This is a genomic window from Streptomyces sp. MRC013 (assembly GCF_023614235.1).
Taxonomy (GTDB): Bacteria; Actinomycetota; Actinomycetes; order Streptomycetales; family Streptomycetaceae; genus Streptomyces.
This window is the reverse complement of sequence record NZ_CP094264.1, coordinates 3,154,158-3,172,054: the sequence shown is the minus strand read 5'-3', so window position 1 is coordinate 3,172,054 and position 17,897 is coordinate 3,154,158. Positions and strand designations below refer to the sequence as shown.

14 protein-coding genes and 1 pseudogene are annotated in these 17,897 nt (G+C 77.2%); 8 read left to right on the top strand and 7 right to left on the bottom strand.

Going from position 1 to position 17,897, the window contains the following annotated elements; genetic code table 11:
* Positions 1-8: 8 nt before the first annotated feature.
* Positions 9-1,130: an ADP-ribosylglycohydrolase family protein gene (locus LUW75_RS14605; RefSeq protein WP_250336003.1), complete on the bottom strand. Its 1,122-nt coding sequence runs from the start codon at positions 1,128-1,130 to the stop codon at positions 9-11.
* Between the two features lie 181 nt (positions 1,131-1,311).
* Between LUW75_RS14605 and LUW75_RS14600 the strand changes: the two genes are divergently transcribed.
* The 5 genes from LUW75_RS14600 (at position 1,312) to LUW75_RS14580 (ending at position 6,356) form a co-directional block, all read left to right on the top strand.
* On the top strand, positions 1,312-2,394 hold the full coding sequence (locus LUW75_RS14600) for an ABC transporter substrate-binding protein (protein WP_250336002.1): 1,083 nt from the start codon (positions 1,312-1,314) through the stop codon (positions 2,392-2,394).
* 74 nt (positions 2,395-2,468) lie between these two features.
* Positions 2,469-3,494, top strand: coding sequence for a FecCD family ABC transporter permease (locus tag LUW75_RS14595; protein WP_250336001.1), 1,026 nt, complete (start codon positions 2,469-2,471; stop codon positions 3,492-3,494).
* Positions 3,491-4,297, top strand: a complete 807-nt coding sequence (locus LUW75_RS14590) for an ABC transporter ATP-binding protein (RefSeq protein ID WP_250336000.1) — start codon at positions 3,491-3,493, stop codon at positions 4,295-4,297. Before LUW75_RS14595 ends, LUW75_RS14590 begins: the two co-directional genes overlap by 4 nt.
* 576 nt (positions 4,298-4,873) lie before the next feature.
* Entirely contained in the window at positions 4,874-5,545 is a 672-nt protein-coding gene (locus LUW75_RS14585) for an HAD family hydrolase (RefSeq protein ID WP_250335999.1), read from the top strand.
* A 271-nt stretch (positions 5,546-5,816) separates the two neighbouring features.
* Positions 5,817-6,356 carry an isocyanide synthase family protein gene (locus LUW75_RS14580; RefSeq protein ID WP_250335998.1) on the top strand — a complete coding sequence of 180 codons (540 nt, stop codon included), beginning with the start codon at positions 5,817-5,819 and terminating at the stop codon, positions 6,354-6,356.
* Positions 6,357-6,434: 78 nt separating this feature from the next.
* Here the strand turns inward: LUW75_RS14580 and LUW75_RS14575 are convergent, their stop codons facing one another.
* Positions 6,435-7,877: an MFS transporter gene (locus tag LUW75_RS14575; RefSeq protein WP_250335997.1), complete on the bottom strand. Its 1,443-nt coding sequence runs from the start codon at positions 7,875-7,877 to the stop codon at positions 6,435-6,437.
* Positions 7,878-8,264: 387 nt separating this feature from the next.
* On the opposite strand from LUW75_RS14575, the gene LUW75_RS14570 reads away from it, so the two are divergent.
* Genes LUW75_RS14570 through LUW75_RS14560 form a run of 3 tightly spaced genes read left to right on the top strand, consistent with a single transcriptional unit; the run spans position 8,265 to position 11,349 of the window.
* On the top strand, positions 8,265-8,522 hold the full coding sequence (locus tag LUW75_RS14570) for a hypothetical protein (RefSeq protein ID WP_250335996.1): 258 nt from the start codon (positions 8,265-8,267) through the stop codon (positions 8,520-8,522).
* The gene (locus tag LUW75_RS14565; protein WP_250335995.1) at positions 8,519-10,852 is read left to right on the top strand and encodes a heavy metal translocating P-type ATPase; all 2,334 of its coding nucleotides are present in this window, start codon (positions 8,519-8,521) and stop codon (positions 10,850-10,852) included. Before LUW75_RS14570 ends, LUW75_RS14565 begins: the two co-directional genes overlap by 4 nt.
* A complete protein-coding gene (locus LUW75_RS14560) occupies positions 10,849-11,349 on the top strand; it encodes a copper chaperone PCu(A)C (protein WP_250335994.1) in 501 nt (166 codons plus the stop codon). The genes LUW75_RS14565 and LUW75_RS14560 overlap by 4 nt, the downstream gene beginning before the upstream one ends.
* Before the next feature lie 312 nt (positions 11,350-11,661).
* Here the strand turns inward: LUW75_RS14560 and LUW75_RS14555 are convergent, their stop codons facing one another.
* The 5 genes and pseudogenes from LUW75_RS14555 to LUW75_RS14535 all read right to left on the bottom strand — a co-directional run bounded on the left by LUW75_RS14555 (position 11,662) and on the right by LUW75_RS14535 (position 17,894).
* The gene (locus tag LUW75_RS14555; RefSeq protein ID WP_349816469.1) at positions 11,662-12,582 is read right to left on the bottom strand and encodes an isocyanide synthase family protein; all 921 of its coding nucleotides are present in this window, start codon (positions 12,580-12,582) and stop codon (positions 11,662-11,664) included.
* 571 nt (positions 12,583-13,153) lie between these two features.
* Positions 13,154-14,453 (bottom strand): annotated as a pseudogene (locus LUW75_RS14550) (cytochrome P450 family protein).
* Between the two features lie 1,260 nt (positions 14,454-15,713).
* Complete coding sequence (locus LUW75_RS14545; RefSeq protein ID WP_250335992.1) at positions 15,714-16,568, bottom strand: ABC transporter permease; 855 nt, start codon at positions 16,566-16,568, stop codon at positions 15,714-15,716.
* Complete coding sequence (locus LUW75_RS14540) at positions 16,565-17,593, bottom strand: ATP-binding cassette domain-containing protein (protein ID WP_250335991.1); 1,029 nt, start codon at positions 17,591-17,593, stop codon at positions 16,565-16,567. Before LUW75_RS14540 ends, LUW75_RS14545 begins: the two co-directional genes overlap by 4 nt.
* On the bottom strand, positions 17,586-17,894 hold the full coding sequence (locus LUW75_RS14535) for a hypothetical protein (protein WP_250337674.1): 309 nt from the start codon (positions 17,892-17,894) through the stop codon (positions 17,586-17,588). The genes LUW75_RS14540 and LUW75_RS14535 overlap by 8 nt, the downstream gene beginning before the upstream one ends.
* Between the last annotated feature and the right edge of the window lie 3 nt (positions 17,895-17,897).

Below are 17,897 nucleotides of genomic sequence, written 5' to 3'. Positions count from 1 at the left end.
CGCGGCGCTCAGCCACGCGGATAGCGGGCCAGCCACCCCGGTGAGGCCTTCGACGGGCCGTGCAGCGCCGGGCCCTGCGTCATCTCCATCGCGAAGTCGTCGGCCAGCTCCAGCAGGGTGGACCGCCCCTCCAACTCGGCCACCCAGGCCGGCGGCAGGGCGGTCTCGCCGTGCAGGACCCCCAGCAGGGCGCCCGTCAGCGCGCCCGTCACCTCCGACGGGCCGTCGTGGTTCACGGCCAGCCGCAGCCCGTGCCGCACGTCCTCGCCGACGAGCGCGCAGTACACGGCGATCGCCAGGGCGTCCTCCGCCGACTCCCCGTCCGTCTCGCCCAGCGACGCGATCCGGTCCGGGGACGGCGCCCCCTCGCGCACGGCGGCCGCGGCCCGCTCCAGGGCGCCGGTGACCGGTTCGTGGCCCGGCCTGGACGCCAGCTGCGCCGTCGCGTCCCGCACCGCCGACTCGATGTCCCGGCCGCGCGCCACCCCGTGGACCGCCACCGCGTACGCGCCGGCCGCCAGGTACGCGACGGGGTGGCCGTGCGTCTGCGCGGCGCACTCCACGGCGAGCTGGCACACCAGGTGCGGCTCCCATCCGACCAGCAGTCCGAACGGCGCGGACCGGACGAGCGCGCCCGCGTCCCGCGCGCCGGGGTTCTTCGGCTCGGCCGGCGTGCCGAGGACCTCGTCGGCGAGGCCCGTCAGACAGGCACGGGCCGGGTCCCGGCGGGCGTACAGCCACTCCTGGGCCGCGAGCCAGCCGTTGTCCTTGCGCCGCTCGTCGGGCCCCCAGTCCCGCTGGGTCGCCGCCCAGCGCAGGTACGCGCGGTGCAGGTCGGTGGGCGGGTGCCAGGCGCCCGTGTCACGGCGCACCTGGGCGCGGATCAACCCGTCCACGGTGAACAGGCTGAGCTGCGTCGCGTACGTGACCGCGCCGCGCCGCCCGTAGACCGGCACCGGTTCGGTGAGCCCGTCGGCGCCGTGGGCGGCGCGGACGGCCTCGACGGACAGGCGGGCCGCGCCGGCGCCGAGGGCGTCGCCGACGGCCCCGCCGAGCAGGCAGCCCCGTACGCGGGCGCGGTAGTCCTGCTGTTCGGCCCGGCCCCAGACGGCTGCCGCTGTGGTACTCACCGAGAGGCCCTCCCCACGACATGGCTCCGGCGCAGCACTGTAATCGAACAGCCGCCTCGCGCAGGGTGCCGTGCGGGGAGAGCCGTCGCGAACGGGCGAACCCCCGGGAACTCGGCGGGAGGCCGCTGCGACTACTTGTCCGGGACCGCTCTCGGGTCCGGACGGTGAGGAAGGGTCGGCGATGGTGGGGCAATCTCGCGTGTGGTGTGGTGTCGCGGCCGCTCTGGCGTTCGCCGCGGTCGGGTGCGGGGCGGGCGGCGGTTCCGCCCCGTCCGCCGGGCCGACCGGCGGCAAACGGGCCGGCGCGGGCTTCCCCGTGGAGGTGACGGACTGCGAGGGCCGCCGTACGACGGTCGCCTCGGCACCCCGCGCGATCGTCACCAGCAACGCCTCGGCCCTGGAGCTGCTGCTGCGGCTCGGCGCGGGCGACAGGGTCGTCGGCACGGGCTTCCCGCCCGGGGAGGGCGCCCTCCCCGGGAAGCTGGGCGAGCAGGCGCGGAGGGTCCCGGTGCTGAGCCGGACCGTCATCCCGAAGGAGAAGCTGCTCGGCTCCGGCGCCGACCTGTACGTCGACACGTTCGCGACGGCGAACCGCGGCGGGCACGCCATGGGCGACAAGCCGACCGGTGAGGAGTTCCGGGCGGCCGGCATCACCCACGTGTACCTGAAGTCGACGGCGTGCGCCGCCGCGGCGAAGGGACCCGCGACCGACCTCACCGCGGTCACCGGGGACATCAGGGACCTCGGTGCCGTGACGGGCACGGCCGACAGGGCGGCGGAGCTCGCCGCGGAGGTGGACCGGAGGGTCGGGGCCGTCCGGAAGGCCGTCGGCCCGGTGCCGGAGGAGGACCGGCCCACGTACTTCCTCTTCGACTACGACGCCGGTACCAGCCAGCCCGTCGCGGTCTGCAACCGGCAGGTCGCGAACGCGGTGATCACACTGGCCGGTGCCCGGAACGTCTTCGCCGACTGCGACGACACGTTCAAGCAGGTCGGGTGGGAGGAGGTGGTCTCCGCCGATCCGGACTGGATCCAGCTGGCCGTCCGCAACCGGGGCAGCGCCGCCGCCACCGAGAAGGCGTTCGACGAGGCCCGCGCCTGGCTGGAGGGCAACGCGGCGACGCGCGGTCTCAAGGCCGTCAAGGAGGACCGGTACGTGCGGCTCGGTTCCGAGGCGACGACCATCGCCGGAGTGCGCAACGCCGACGCCGTGGAGAGGATCGCGGCGACGCTGTACCCGAGCAGGGTGAAGGCCGGCCGGTAGTGCCGACGACGGACGCGAACCCGCGGGCCCCCCGCGCCCCCGCGGAACCGGGCCGGCCGCCCGGGGTCCGGCACGTGCGGGCGGGCCTCCTCGCCGCCGTGCTGGGCGCGGCGCTGCTCGTCGCGCTCACCTTCGCCGTGGCGCGGGGGTCGACGGACGTGCCCGCGCGCGAGGTGTGGTCGGTGGTGCTGTGGCGGCTGTCCGGGGAGGAGCCCCGGCCGGGCACGTCGGACCTGATCGTCTGGCAGCTGCGCCTCCCGCGCGCCCTGCTGGCCGCCTTCGTCGGCGCGGGGCTCGGCCTCGTCGGCACGGCGGTGCAGGCGCTCGTGCGCAACCCGCTCGCCGACCCGTACCTGCTCGGCATCTCCTCCGGCGCCTCGCTCGGCGCGGTGGGCGCGCTGGTGCTCGGGCTGGGCGCGGGCGGGGTGTTCGGGGCCGGGCTCGGCATGACGGGCGCCGCTTTCGCCGGGGCGTTGGCCACGTTCGCGCTGGTGTGGCTGATCGCGCGGCGCGGGGGCGGTTTCTCGCCGCTGCGGCTGGTGCTGGCGGGGGTGGGCATCGGGCAGTTCCTGAGCGGGTTCACCAGTTACCTCGTCCTGCAGGCCGGGGACGAGCAGCAGACGCAGGGCGTGCTGTTCTGGCTGATGGGCAGCCTCGGCGGGGCCACCTGGGAGACCCTCTCCGGGCCGGCCGCGGCCGTGCCGGCGGTGCTGCTGGCGCTCATGGCGCGGGCCCGGGCGCTGAACACGATGATGATGGGCGACGAGACGGCGGCGGGGCTCGGCGTGGACCCGGTGCGGCTGCGGCGCGAACTGTTCGCCACGACCAGCTTCCTGACCGCGGTGCTCGTGTCCGTGTCCGGGGCGATCGCCTTCGTCGGCCTGATGGTCCCGCACGCCTGCCGGCTCCTCGTCGGCTCGGACCACCGGCGGCTCCTGCCGGTGTCGGCGCTGTTCGGGGCGGTGCTGCTCGTCGTGGTGGACCTGGTGTGCCGTACGGCGCTGGACGCGCAGGAGCTGCCGGTCAGCGTCGTCACCTCCCTGATCGGCGCGCCCGCGCTGCTGTACCTGCTCGACCGGCGGCTCGGAGGAGGCGCGTGAACGTCGCCCTGGAGGAGCTGAGCGTCGCCTACGCGGGCCGGGCCGTCGTGTCGGGCGTCCACCTGATCGCCGCGGACGGCGAGATCGCGGGGCTCGTCGGGCCGAACGGCAGCGGCAAGTCGAGCGTGCTGCGCACCGTGTACCGGCACCTGCGCCCGGCGGCCGGCCGGGTCCTAGTAGGCGGTGTCGACGTGCGGGACCTGACGCCCTCCCGGGCGGCGCGGTGCGTGGCGGCGCTGCCGCAGGAGCGGGCCGTCGACTTCGAGCTGACCGTCGGCGACATCGTCGTGATGGGGCGCACGCCGTACAAGGGGCCGTTCTCCGGTGAGGACGCGACCGACCGGGCCGTGGTGGCGCGGGCGCTGGAGCGGGTCGGGATGGGCGCGGCGCACGACCGGTCGTTCTCGGCGCTGTCCGGGGGCGAGCGGCAGCGGGTGCTGCTGGCGCGGGCGCTGGCGCAGGACCCGGACGTGCTGGTGCTGGACGAGCCGACGAACCACCTGGACGTCCTGCACCAGGTGGAGCTGCTGGCGCTGTTGCGGGAGCAGCGGCGTACGACGCTGGTGTCGCTGCACGACCTGAACGCGGCGGCGTCGGTGTGCGACCGGTTGCACGTGCTGCACCGGGGGCGGGTGGTGGCGTCGGGAACTCCGCGGGAGGTGCTGACGCCGAAGCTGCTGGCGGAGGTGTTCGGGGTGCGGGCGGCGGTGCTGGAGCACCCGCTGACGGGCGGTCCGCTGATCGCCTTCGACCACCACTCCCCCGCGGCGGTTCCCGGCCTCCCCGCGGAGGCGGCTCCGTGACGGCCGCCCCGGCCGCCCCCGTCCCCGCCGCCGCGGTGCCGGCCCGGCCGGCCCGGGGTCCCGCCCGGGGCGGGGTCCGCGGGCGGGGGGCGGCCCGCGGCCGGCCGGGGCCGGGCCTCGGAGAGCCGCCCGCGCGGGGGCGGCGGCCCGGGCGCGCGTGGTGGCGAGGACGTCGTCGCGGTCGCAGTGGACCCGGCGGCCGTTCGCGCGGCGCCGCCACCGGCGCGTGCCGGCCTGCCGGTACACCGTGCCGGAGGTGACGCACCGGCCGGTGGCGGCGTCCCGCGCGGTCAGTCCGGCCGCGCCGCGCCCCGCGCGCGGCGGCGGTGCCCGGCCGCACCCCGAGGTGCCCCTCCCCGCCACCGGACCGCCCCCGCACCCGCCGCCGGCGCGTCCGGCGCGCCCTTCCGGCGCACGACCCCGGACCGCCTCCCGACGGCGGCCGGGAACGGCCCCCCGGACACGCGCCGGCGCTTCCACCCGCACCCGCACCCGCACCCGCACCCGCACCCGCACCGAAGAATCGAGGCCGACATCAGCACGCGCGCAGAGACCGCGGAAGCCGGATTCCGGACCGTGGACACAGTCCTCTTCGATCTCGACGGCACCCTGGTCGACACCCTGGACGACATCGTCCGCACGGTGAACGCGGCGCTGCGCGCCCACGGCCTGCCGGTCCTCTCCCCCGCGGAGGTCGGGGACCGGGTGGGCGAGGGCGGTACGGCGCTGGTCGAGGCGTCCGTGGGGAAGCGCGGGCGCCCCGTGGACCCCGGTGTCGTGGCCCGCGTGCAGGAGGCGTACCTGACCGGTTACGCCGCCTCGCCCGCCGAGGGGTCCCGGCCGTACCCGGGCGCCGAGGCGCTGCTGGAGCGGTTGCGCGCGGCGGGCGTCCGCACGGCGCTGTGCACCAACAAGGCCGGCGGCGTCACCGGCGCGCTGCTCCGGGCCCTGCGCCTCGACGGCTGCTTCGACGCGGTCGTCACCGGGGACGGCCCGGCCGGGCGCAAGCCGTCGCCCGGACCCCTGCGCCACGCGCTGGCCCTGGCGGGCGGCACGGCCGGGCTCATGGTCGGCGACAGCCGCCACGACCTCGCCGCCGCCCGCGCCGCCGGCATGCCCGCGGCGTGGGTGAGTTTCGGGTACGGCCGTCCGGGACCCGCCCAGTTCCCCGACGTGGAGGTGGCCCGCCTCGACGCGCTGGAGACCACCGCACGCGCCGCGCGCATCCGGTTCCGCGGGATCCGATGACCGAACCCCGCCCGTCACGCTGGGAGGGAGCGTCGCCCGGTCCGCCCGCGGGCGACGTTCTCCGTCCGGTCTTCCCGTACCGCCGCCTCGCCCGCGAACCGGTCGGCGGCTGCGCCGCCGGGACGTGCGAGGAGTGCTTCGCGCCGCACCGGCCGACGGGCGAGCGCTTCGTCGGGCGGGGCCTCCCGCTCCGCTTCGTCATCCCGGCCCTCCCGCCGGGCCGCCCGATCCGGGGGAGGCGCTCGGTACGCTCCCGGCCACGGCGGAGCCGGTGCCGCCGGGGTTCCCCCGGGAGCTGTGCGACCACACCCGCCGCCGCGAGCCGGGTGCGCGCATCACCCTCCGCTCCGACGGACACGTCCCCGGCGGCCCCGTCGGCGTCCCGGACCGGACCGTCCGCGCCCGCGGCACCGAACCGGACGCGCCGCCGGGGGCGATCGGGGCGGACGCGGTCAACACGTACGGGCTGGACGGCGCGTTGCCCGGCCTGCCCTACGGCGAGCGGCGAACCGCGCTCCCCGGCCGGTGCGCCGCCCCGGTCGGGGGCGTGCGCGCCCGCACCCCCGCGGACCCGGCCGCACGGAGCGTCTCCGGCGGCGTCCACCGGTTCCCGCCCGCGGACCGGACGGCCCCGGGCGCCGGCCGCGGCCGCGACGGCGTCCGCGAGGAGGCCGGGCTCCCGGCCCACCGGGTGATCCGGCGCGGCGCGCGGAGCGGCCCCGCCGTCACCGACGACCACGCCCTGCTGCACGGCCGCACCGCGTTCACCCGCGGCCCGCCGCGCCACCCGCGGCGCGTGCGCGTGCCGTGACCACCGCGGCCCGCCGCGCCGCCGGGGCACCGCGGGCCCGCCGCCGGCTCCGCGGGCGGGGCGCGGGTGCCCGGTTCCTCAGCGTGCCGCAGGCTCCGGTGCCGGGGCCGGCTTCCCGGACGGGGTGCGGCGCCTGGTGGCGAGGAGCAGTACGCACAGCCACGCCGCGACCGCGGAGATCACCAGCCCGTACCGGGCGCCGTCCGCCCGGCCCGCCAGCCCCCACGCGGCGCCGGCCAGCGCGGGCCCGACGGCGAAGCCGAGGCTCCGGGAGAGCTGCACCAGCGACCCGGCGACCCCCAGCGCCCGGGGCGGCGCGGCGGTCATCACGAGCGTCTGCGTCGGCCCGCCGTACAGACCCATGCCGGCGCCGGCGAGGGCGAGCCGCCAGGTGATGTCGGCCTGCGTCCAGTGGTCGCCGTGCAGGGCGAGCAGGGTGAGGCCGAACGCGGTCACACAGGCACCGGCGATGGCGGTGGGGCGCGGCCCGCACCGGTCGGCGAGCCGCCCGCCGAGCGGTCCCATCACACCCATGGCCAGCGGGAACGCGAGGACGGTGAGTCCGGTGGCGGTCGCGGAGAGGCCGCTGCCGCTCTGCAGCCGCAGGGCGACCACGTAGTGCATGGCGGCGAAGCCGGCGGCCAGCGAGAACACCGCCCCGTACACGCCGGCCACCCCCGACGCGCGGACCACGTCGAGGACCGGGCGGGTGGCGGGCCGGCGCGTCCACCACACGAGGGGCGGTACGGCGGCGAGGCCCAGCAGCAGCCAGGCGGGTGCCCCGGGTGCCAGGGTGAGGCCGAGGAGCAGCGCGGCGACGGCGCCGCCGACGAGCGCCGCGTCCGTCAGGGGCTGCCGGCCGGGGGCGACCAGGCCGCCGCGCCGCGGCAGGACGCGGGCCACGACGAGCAGGGCGGCCAGGCAGACGGGGAGCTTGACGAGCAGGACCGCCCGCCAGCCGAACGCGTCCAGCAGGACGCCTCCGACGGCGGGCCCGGTGACGGCGCCCAGGGGGCCGAGCGTCGCGGGTACGCTCATCGCCCGCCCGCGCAGCGACGCCGGCACGGCGCGCACCACCAGGACGGGCATGAGGACGAACAGGAGGGCGCCGAAGGTGCCCTGGGCGATCCGGGCGACGGCCAGCCAGGCCATCCAGGGGGCGAGCGCGGCGAGCATCCCGCACACCGCGAAGCCGGACACCGCCAGCAGCAGCGCCGGGCGCAGCCCCACGCCGCCCGTGCCGCGCCCGCCGTCCAGCCAGCGGCCGGCGGGCAGCAGCAGGGACACGACGGCGAGCTGGTAGCCGAGGACCGCCCACTGCGCCATCGACGGGGAGACGTCCAGGTCGGTGGCTATGGTGGCCAGCGCCATGTTGACGATGTTCATGTCGAGCAGCGCCGTGAACGACAGGGCGCCGGCTATGGCGACCAGGATCCACGGACTGCGCCCACCCGTCGGCGCGTCGTCCGGCTCGTCCGGTCTCCCCGGGCCCGCTGCGGCGTCCCGTTCGGCGTGCGGCATCGCTCGTCCCTCCCGTGTCCGCCGTACGGCGGGCTCCCTCCTCGTAAGTCGCGGGCGGCGGGCGGCGGGTTCCCGGCTTCTTCGGGACACGGCGGCCGGAAACAAATGGCGGTGGCCGTATTCGGACGGAAAACGCGCGAACGTTTTCCCCAGGAAGTCGGCCGGTGGCGCGCACGGGTTCCCGGCGTGGAACGGGAGAATGCTCACGTGGGATATCACCGCGCGCCGGGTGGATTCCGCGGACTTCCGTGCCAGCATGAGTGACCGGGCCGAGGGAGCCACCGCCCTTCAGGGGCCCGTCCTCTGTCTGCCCGTCAGCCACGTGTCCGGGCCACCCCCGTACCGGGAGTCGTGGCTGGCGGGCGCTCATCCCAGGAGCGGAACACCATGAAGGACGCCCGGCCCGGACGGGCCGCGCCCGGACGTACGGCCGCCACGACGCGCGGGCCGCTGGCGGGCCTGATCGGGTTCCTGGCGCTGCTCGTGGTCCTGCTCGCGGCGTCGTACGCCGTCGGGACGCTCGCCGGGCCCGTGGCGCCCGGCCTCCACCCCGGCGACGGCGCCCCCGCCGGGACGGCCGGCGACGGCACGGACATGGGCGGCATGGACATGGGCGGCATGGGCATGGAAGGGGCGGGCCGATGACCGCGCCGGGCCCCGTGGCCGCCGCCACGACCACCACCGACCTCGTCATCGGCGGCATGACCTGCGCGGCCTGCGTCAACCGGGTCGAGAAGGGCCTCGCCGGGCTGAAGGGCGTGACCGCGGTCGTGAACCTCGCCACCGGCACGGCCCGGGTCACGCACCCGCCGACGTACACGGTCCCCGACCTGATCGCCGCCGTCGAGCGGTCCGGCTTCACCGCCGAACCCCCGGCCCCGCCCAGGGCCGCGGAGGAGCCGGAGGCCGCCCGGCGGGAGCGCCGCGACCGGGAGGAGGCCGCCGAGGAGGCGGCGCAGCGGCGGCGGCTGTGGGTCACCGTCGCCCTCTCCGCGCCCGTCCTCGTCCTGTCGATGGTCCCCGCCCTGCAGTTCGACAACTGGCAGTGGCTCTGCTTCGCGCTGACCGGTCCCGTCGTCTTCTGGAGCACCTGGCCGTGCCACGTGAAGGCGGTGCGGGGCCTGCGGCACGCGGCGTCCACGATGGACACGCTGGTCTCCCTCGGCACGATCGCGGCGTTCGCCTGGTCGACGTACGCGCTGTTCCTCGGCGGAGCCGGCACGCCGGGCATGACGATGCCGTTCAGCCTGCTGCCGTCCCCGTCGACGGACGTCGCGCACGTCTACCTGGAAGCGGCCGTCGCCGTACCGATGTTCGTGCTGACCGGGCGGTACCTGGAGGCGCGCGCCAAGCGCGGCACGGGCGCCGCGCTGCGGTCGCTGGCCGAGCTCGCCGCGAAGGACGTGGCGGTGCGCTGCGGGCAGTCGGGGCGCGAACGGCGCGTCCCGATCGAGCAGTTGCGCGTCGGCCAGGTCTTCGTCGTACGGCCCGGGGAGAAGGTCGCCACGGACGGCGTGGTCGTGGAGGGCAGTTCGGCGCTCGACCTGTCGCTGGTGACCGGGGAGAGCGACCCCGTCGAGGTGGGTCCCGGCTCGTCCGCCGTCGGCGCCGCCGTCAACGCGGGCGGGCTGCTGCTGGTCCGGGCCACGGCGGTCGGCGAGGACACGCGGCTGGCCCGCATCACCAGGCTGGTGACCGACGCGCTCGCCGGCAAGGCCAGGGCGCAGCGCGTCGCGGACCGGGTCGCCGGGGTGTTCGTACCGGCCGTGCTGGCGCTGGCGGTGACCGTGCTGGGCTTCTGGCTGGGTGCCGGGGCCGACGCGCAGGTCGCCGTGACGGTCGCCGTGTCCGTGCTGGTCGTCGCCTGCCCGTGCGCGTTGGGCCTCGCCACGCCGACGGCGCTGCTGGCCGCCACCGGGCGCGGCGCCCAGCTGGGCATCCTCGTCAAGGGGCCGCGCGCCCTGGAGACCCTGCGCAGCGTCGACACGGTCGTCCTCGACAAGACCGGCACGCTCACGACGGGCCGGCTGAAGGTCACCGGCGTCACCCCGCTGAGCGGTGCGCACCGCGACGACGACCGGCGCGAGGTGCTGCGGCTCGCCGGCGCCGTGGAGCAGGGCTCCGACCATCCGCTGGGCCGGGCCGTCGTCGCGTACGCGCGCCGCACGCTCGGCGGGGACGCGCTGCCGCGGGTCGCCGACTTCGCTTCCACGACCGGGGTCGGCGTCGCCGGCCGGGTCGACGGGCGGCACGTCGAGGTCCGCGCGCCCGGCGACGAGGTGCTGCCCGAGTCGCTGGCCGGGGCGCTCGCCGCCGCCGAGGAGGCCGCGCACACCCCCGTCCTCGTCAAGGTCGACGGCACGGCGCGGGCCGTGATCGCGCTGGGCGACACGCTGCGGCCGGGCGCGTACCGGGCGGTGGAGCGGCTGCGCAGGCTCGGCCTGCGGCCCGTCCTGGCGACCGGCGACCGGGACGCCACCGCCCGCGCCGTCGCGGCGGAGCTCGGCATCCCGGAGGCGGACGTCCACGCCCGCTGCACGCCCGAGGACAAGGCGTCGCTGGTCGCCGGGTTGAGGTCGGAGGGCCACCGGGTCGCCGTCATCGGCGACGGCGTCAACGACACGGTCGCCCTGGCCGGCGCGGACCTGGGCATCGCCATGGGCGGCGGTACGGACGCGGCGATCGGCGCGGCCGACGTGACGCTGGTCCGGGAGGACGTCGAGGCCGTCGCGGACTCCGTGCTGCTGGCCCGCCGCACGCTCGGCACGATCCGGACGAACCTGGTGTGGGCCTTCGGGTACAACGCCGTCACCCTGCCGCTGGCGGCGACCGGCTGGCTCAACCCGATGGTGGCGTCGGCCGCCATGTCGGTGAGCTCCGTCGTCGTCGTCACCAACAGCCTGCGGCTGCGCGGCTGGCAGCCCCGGCGCCCGGCACCGGCCGCGCGCCGCCGCACTCCGGGAGCGCGCGCATGAGGACCCTGCGGAAGCGGGCCGAGCCGTTCGTGCCCGCGCTGTCCGCCGTCGCGGCGAGCGCGCTCGCGCTGGGCGGGCTCACCGCCTGGACGGCGGCGGGCGCGGCGGGCACCCCGGCGGAGCTGGAGGTCACCCACGCGCGGCTCCTCCAGCCCTTCCCGGGGCGGGGGACGACGGCGGCCGTCTTCACGGTGGTCAACTCCGGCGGTTCCGACGACCGGCTGACGTCCGTGACGTCCCCGGCGGCCGGCGAGGCGATGCTGTCCCAGGACGCGGACGCGGGCGAGGCGGCGGCCCGGATGCGGATGCTCTCCTCGGTGACGGTGCCGGCGCGGGGCGCGCTGGAGATGACGCCGTACGGCACGGACGTGATGGTCGGACTGCGGGGACCGGTGCGGCCCGGGCAGCGCGTCCCGTTCACCCTGCACTTCGCGCGGAGCGGCCCCGTCACCGTCGAGGCCCTGGTGGTCCGCCACTCGGAGTGGTCCCCCCGCTGACCTCCCCGCGACGGTCCCCGGTCCCGTACGGGGGCGGGGTGGGGTGGGGGCCCCGTACGGGGGCGAGGATCCCGTACGGAGGCGAGGATCCCGTACGGAGGCGAGGATCCCGTACGGAGGCAGGGTCCCGTACCGGTGGGAAGGTCCCGTACGGGTCGGGGCGGGGCCGAGCGTCGGGCGGCCGCCCCCTCACGCGGCGGGGCCCGGGAACCACCGCGTGAGGGGGCGTGCGCTCACGGCGCGTCTCGGCGCCGACGGCCGCTCCGTCGCTCCCGGGCCCGCGGCCGGTGCCGGCCCGGCCGCGGCGGTGCTTCAGACCGCCGCGGTGGCGTCCGCGGCGCCGCCGGTCTCCTCGAAGTGGCTCGGCCGGCCGTCGCGGCGGACCTCGCGGCCGAGCCTCGCGGCGTCGCGGCGGTGCATCAGCTCCCACGTGCCGTCCGCACGGCGCAGCGGGGCGGAGTGCCACGGCGTGGTCCACGCGTCGGCGGCGCCGAGGAGGCGGATGCCGAACTTGGCCGCACCGCGGTTCTGCGGGTGGATGGAGAGCCGCACGTGGTGCGGGTACCGCTCGGAGATCAGCTCGCTCCAGGCGCGGCTGCGCAGGATGACCTCGTACGCGCGGCGGCGGCAGTCGCGCTGCAGGGCGGAGCGGGAGCCCTCCCAGCCGGCGGTGTCCTCGACGAGGAACCGGGTGATGCCGAGGTACATGCGGCGGGACGGCTCGTCCTCGCGGACCTCGGCGCGCAGCTCCTCCAGGGTCGGGCCCAGCGTCCTGGCGGCCAGCTCGCGCTTCTCGTCGTACGACAGGTCGGGGCCGTAGCAGTCGCGCAGGTCGAACGTGTCGAGGCGGCCGGCGAGCCCCTCGGCGCGGATCATGTCGAGCAGCGCGTCGTTGTAGGCGTCGACGTGCTCGTCCGGGACGCGGACGACGTCGCCGAAGATGTGGCCGTCGGAGCAGATCAGGACCTTCGCGCCGGGCGGGTGGACCTTCTCGATCTCGGCGCACAGCGAGTCGAGGAAGCGCAGGGCGAGCCGCTCGCCGTGGTCCGGTAAACGGCCCAGGACCTTGTCCGGGTTGGGCGACTTGCAGGGGAAGCCCGGCAGGCTGAAGACGATCCGCTCGCCGCGGGCGACGAAGTCGGCTATCTGGCCGAGCTGCTCGGGGAAGTCGTCGGGGGTGTCGAGGTGGGGGTCGGGCTCCACGGTGCGCCGGTGCGGGATGAGGAGCCGCACGATCTCCCGGCTGATGCACCCGGCTTCGGGCGCCGGGACGGTGGTGGGGGGTTCGGACATGGACGATCGGCTCGCTTCCGTGAGTCGCGGTGCTGGGACGGGTGGTCCGGGCGGTCCGGGGGTTCCGTCGGGCGCGGTGCGTGCGGCGCGGTCGAGGGCGGGCGGGGTGCGGCGCGCGGCCGCCGGCGGACGGCCTCCCCACCCGGGGTCGGTCGGGGGCCTTCCCGTCCGGGGTCGGTCGGGGGCCTCCCTGACCGACCCCGGGCGGGAACTCTCCACCGGGGCCCGGCCAGGGGCCTTCCGCCCGGATCCGGCTGCGGGACCTCCCCGGCCGAGTCCGACCGCGGGGCCCCCGCCCGGGTCCGGTGGCATGCGGCCGCCCCACCCCCGGTCCGGCGGGGCGGCGAAGGCGCTTCCGTGCCGGGGGGTCGCACACGGCCCCGGCGAGGGGGACGCGCGCGACCGGTCCGCGCGGGGGATCCCGGTGACCGGGGGCCGGGTTCGGGCGGGGCCGGGTCCGGGGGTAGTGCCGTAGGGGTCTCGGGGGTCAGTGCCGTACGGGTCTGGGGGGTCAGTGCCGTACGGGGCAGCCGCCCTGCGGGGCGGCGTCCGGCGGGCCGTAGGAGACGGGCAGCGCGTCGACGCCGCGCGCGAGGACGGCGCGCACCCAGACCAGGTCCTCGTCCCGGACGGCGAGGCGGATCCGGGGCAGCCGGGTGAGCAGTTCCCGCAGGGCGATGCGGAGTTCGAGGCGGGCGAGGGCGGCCCCGGGACAGAAGTGGATGCCGTGGCCGAACGCCAGGTGGGGGGTTGGGCGAGCGGTCGAGGTCGAGGGTGTCGGCGTCGGGGAACCGCTCGGGGTCGCGGTTGGCGGCGCACAGCGACACGATGACCGAGTCCCCGGCGGGGACGGCGGTGCCGAAGAGGTCGGAGTCCTCGGCGAAGAACCGCCACGTGGTGAGCTCGAAGGCGCTGTCGTAGCGCAGGAGTTCCTCGACGGCCCGGGTGAGCAGCGCCTCGCCGGCCGCGCTCGTCCCGCCGCCGACGGCCTCCTGGAGCCGGCGCAGCTCGGCGGGGTGGCGCAGAAGGGCCACGAGGGCGGTGGTGATCTGGTTGGTGACCGGTTCCTGGCCCGCGACGAGGAGCTGGAAGACCATGGAGTCGCGTTCCTCCCCGGTGATCTCTCCGGCCTCACAGGCGTGGACCAGGCCGGTGAGCAGGTCGTCGGCGGGGTGGGCGCGCTTGTGCCCGACGACCTCGGCGATGTAGTCCTCCAGGCCGCGCAGGCGCCCCTCGTACACCGGCCGCTGCGGGTCGGTGGGGCCGACGGGCTGGACGACCTTGCCCCAGTCGCGGTCGAAGCGGGCGGCGATCGCGTCGGGCAGGCCGATGACCTCGGCGAGGACGCGAAACGGGAAGTGCGCGGCGAAGGCGCCGACCACGTCGACCACGCCGCTCCCGCCGGCCGCGGCGAGGGCGTCGTCGAGGAGCCCGGCGGCGAGTTCCTCGAAACGGGCGCGCTTCCGCTCGACGTTGCGGGGGGCGAACGCCTCGGTGACCAGCTTCCGCAGCACGGTGTGCCTGGGCGGGTCCTGGTGCAGCAGGTGGACCTGGAGCCGGGAGTGCTGCGGTTCGGGCATGATCGCCGCACGCGCGCGCCAGGCGCTGTTGCCGAGGTCGTGGTTCTTGCCGAGGCGGTCGTCGGTGAGGGCGCTCTGCGCCGCCTCGTATCCCGTGACCAGCCACGCGTCGACCCCGCTGGGGAAGGTGACCGCGTGGACGGGTCCCTCCTCGCGGAGCTTCCGGTACAGCGGGTACGGGTCGGTCTTGTACTCCTCGCCGTGGAGAGGCAGCCGTTCGGGACGCGACATGGCGTGGTGCTTCCTTCCTGGGGGCGGTCCGCTTCGGGGACGGGAGCGGCGGTCCGCGCGGTGCCGTCCGGCGGTCCGGACGGGTGCGGGCGCGCCCGGTGCATCGGGCCCGGGCGGTGGGGCGCGGATCGGTGCGGGAGGGGGCGGTGGTGCACGGAGCGCGGACGGCCGGCCTTCGGGCGGGCGGTGGCGCCTTCGCGGGGGCCGCCGCCCGGTGGCCGGGACGGCCGCGAACTATTGACGCGTACAGGTCACAGGCAACGGGGGGAATGTTCCCGGGCGCGGGCCGGTGTGTCAAGTTAAACCCGTTCAACAATCAACTCGTGAAGCGCTGACCGGAATTCCCCAAACAACCGACGCGAACACTTGGTATTGCCGTGGGGCCCGTCCCCTGGGGTAAGTGTCCACGGCGGTCTCCCGGAGAGCGCCGTCCGGTTCGGCATTCCGGGCGCGTTGAGGGTTTCGGCGGGGAACAGCGGCTCCACCCCGGCGGTCCGCGCACCCGCGCGATTGCTCGCCGCGCTGCTGCCGAAGGCCGGTCGGGAGGCGCCGATTTCCCGTCCGGCGGAAGCGGTGTGGGAACGCGTACCGCCCGCCACGGCAGAACACCGGATTCGGGAGATCGCCGCCGATCCGCGCTCACGCATTCCCCACACACGGGAAACGGTCGTCACCGACACACCGGGGTACCGGATCCCCGTCGGCGGGGACCGACCCGACCTCACCCGCTTCGACGAGGCCCTCGGCGAGTCCCGCCGCAGCGCCGCGGCCGACGGCGAGACCGCCGCCCTGGAGACCGCCCCCGGCCCGTGCCGCGGCCGGGTCCTCCGCCGCCAGCCGCGGCCCCGCCCTCGCCTCCGCGGCCGCCGCCCCGCTCGACGACGCCGCCTCCTCGGGCCGGGTGCGCCCGCCCCTCCGGGCCGGGCCGCCTGGTCCGGGTCACGGGCCGCCCGCGCCCGGCCGGACCGGACGGCACGGCGGCGCTCCCCCCGCCGCCGCCCCCGCCCCCACCGCCGACGGCGTCGCCCGCGCCCCACCCGTGGCGAGGTCCCTCGCGGGGGCGCGAAGGAGCACGTGCCCCGCGCCGGACTCCCCGGGTGTCGTCCGCCTCCCGGGCGCCGCGAGCGGTGCGGCCCCGGTGCGGCGCCGCGCCGCACCGGGGCCGCAGACCGCGGGACGCCCCGGCCGGCGCCCGCCCCGGGACGCGCCCCCGCCGGGGTCACCCGTACGGGCGGGCCTCGGGGGCCGGCCCCGCCGGGGTCACCCGCGGTCGTGGAGCCGGGCCGTCAGGGATCCGAAGACGGCGACCAGCACCGCCGACCACCCCAGCGTCCACGCCACTTCGGCGCCCGGCCATCGGCCGTCCATGAGACCGCGCACCGCCGAGGCGGCGTGGGTGACGGGATTGTGGCCGACCGCGGTCCGCAGCCAGCCCGGCATGGTGCCGGGGTCGACGAACACGTCGCTGAGGAAGTTCAGCGGCAGGATCACCGCCATCGAGGCGCCCGTCACCGTCTTCTCGTCCCGTACGAGCAGGCCGAGCGTCGTCCCGATCCACGAGAAGGAGAAGGCGAAGACGAGGAGCAGGAGAACGCCGGCGGCCACGCCGGAGGCGCCCCCGGCCGGCCGGAAGCCGAGGACCAGGCCGGCGGCGAGCATCACCGCCGAGGCGATCGAGTAGCGCAGCACGTCGCCCAGCAGGTAGCCGACGACCGTCGCCGGCCGCCACACCGGCAGCGCGCGGAACCGGTCGGAGACACCCCCGCCGATGTCGTTGTTGAGCGCGATGCCGGTGTACGCGGTGGTCATCACCACCGACATCACCATCACGCCGGGCAGCAGGTACTGGACGTACTCGCGGGGCGATCCGGCCAGCGCCCCGCCGAAGAGGTACGTGAACATCACCACCAGCACCACCGGCAGCGCGGTCACGTCGAAGAGCTGCTCCGGCAGGTGCCTGATCTTCAGCACGGCCCGCCAGCCGAACACCGCGGAGGCGGCGAGCGGACCGGGGGCGGGGGGCCGCTCCCCGGCGGAGAGCAGGTCGGCGAGGGCACGGGCCGGGACGGGCGCGTCGCCGCGCGGGACGGCCCCGCCGGGCACCGGGGCGCTCATGCCGCGGCCCCCGCGTCCGCGGGCGCGGCGCCGGCGTCCGCCTCCCGGCCGGTCAGGGCGAGGAACACCTCGTCCAGGCTGGGCCGGCCGAGCGAGAACGCGTCGACCGCGATCCCCCGCCGGGCCAGCTCGGCGAGCACCCGGGAGGCCCGCTCGGCCGCGTCCCGGCCCCCGCCGGCGCCGCCGACGCGGGCGGTGAGCGCCGCCGGGTCGGCCTCCCGCCGCACCTCGGCGGCCAGGTGGAGGGCGAGGACCCGCTCGGCCTCCGCCCGCTGCCCGGGGTCGGCCAGCCGGAGGTGGACGGAGCCCGCGCCGACCGACGCCTTCAGCTCGCCCTGGGTGCCCTCGGCGACGACCCGGCCCCGGTCGACGACGGCGATCCGGGACGCCAGGCGGTCGGCCTCGTCCAGGTACTGCGTGGTCAGCAGGACCGTCGTCCCGAGGTCGACGATCGCGCGGACGACGTCCCACACCTGGCCGCGGGAGCGCGGGTCCAGGCCCGTCGTCGGCTCGTCGAGGAACAGCAGGGCGGGCGCGGCGAGGAGCGACGCGGCGATGTCGAGCCTCCGGCGCATGCCGCCCGAGTAGCCCCCCACCCGCCGGCCAGCGGCGCCGGCCAGGGCGAACGCCTCCAGCACCCGGTCGGCCCGGTCCCGCGCCGACCGCTTCGGCAGCCCGGCCAGCCGGCCCAGCAGGACCAGGTTCTCCGCGCCCGTCAGGTCCTCGTCGAGCGACGCGTACTGGCCGGTGAGGCCGATCAGGCCGCGGACCGCGCCGGCCTCCCGCACGACGTCGCGGCCGAAGACCCGGGCCCGGCCGCCGTCCGGGCGCACCAGCGTCGCCAGCGTCCTCACGGTCGTCGTCTTCCCCGCGCCGTTCGGGCCGAGGAGCCCGTAGACGGTCCCCGCCGGGACAGTCAGGTCCAGGCCGTCCACGGCGCGGTGGGCGCCGAACGCCTTCACCAGCCCCTCGGCCTCGACGGCCGGACCGGCCGGCACGGCGCCGGCGTCCGGGCGGTCAGCCACGGCCGGTCCCCCCGTCCGGCCCCGCGGACGGCGCCCCGACCGCCTCGGGGTGCAGCCGCAGCCACCGCAGGACGAGCATCCCGCCGACACCGGGGACGAACGACAGCGCCCGCGCCGCACCCGACGGGCCCGCGGCCGTCAGCGAGAACGTCGCCACGATGGTGATCAGGTACGCCGAGCCGTGCACGGGTCCGCCGAGGGAGGCGACCGGACCGGCGTGGACCGTGAGGAGGTTGACGAGCAGGACGAGGAGGGAGGCGGCCTCCACCGCCGCCGCCGCGCGCAGTGCCTTCGGGCCCATGGC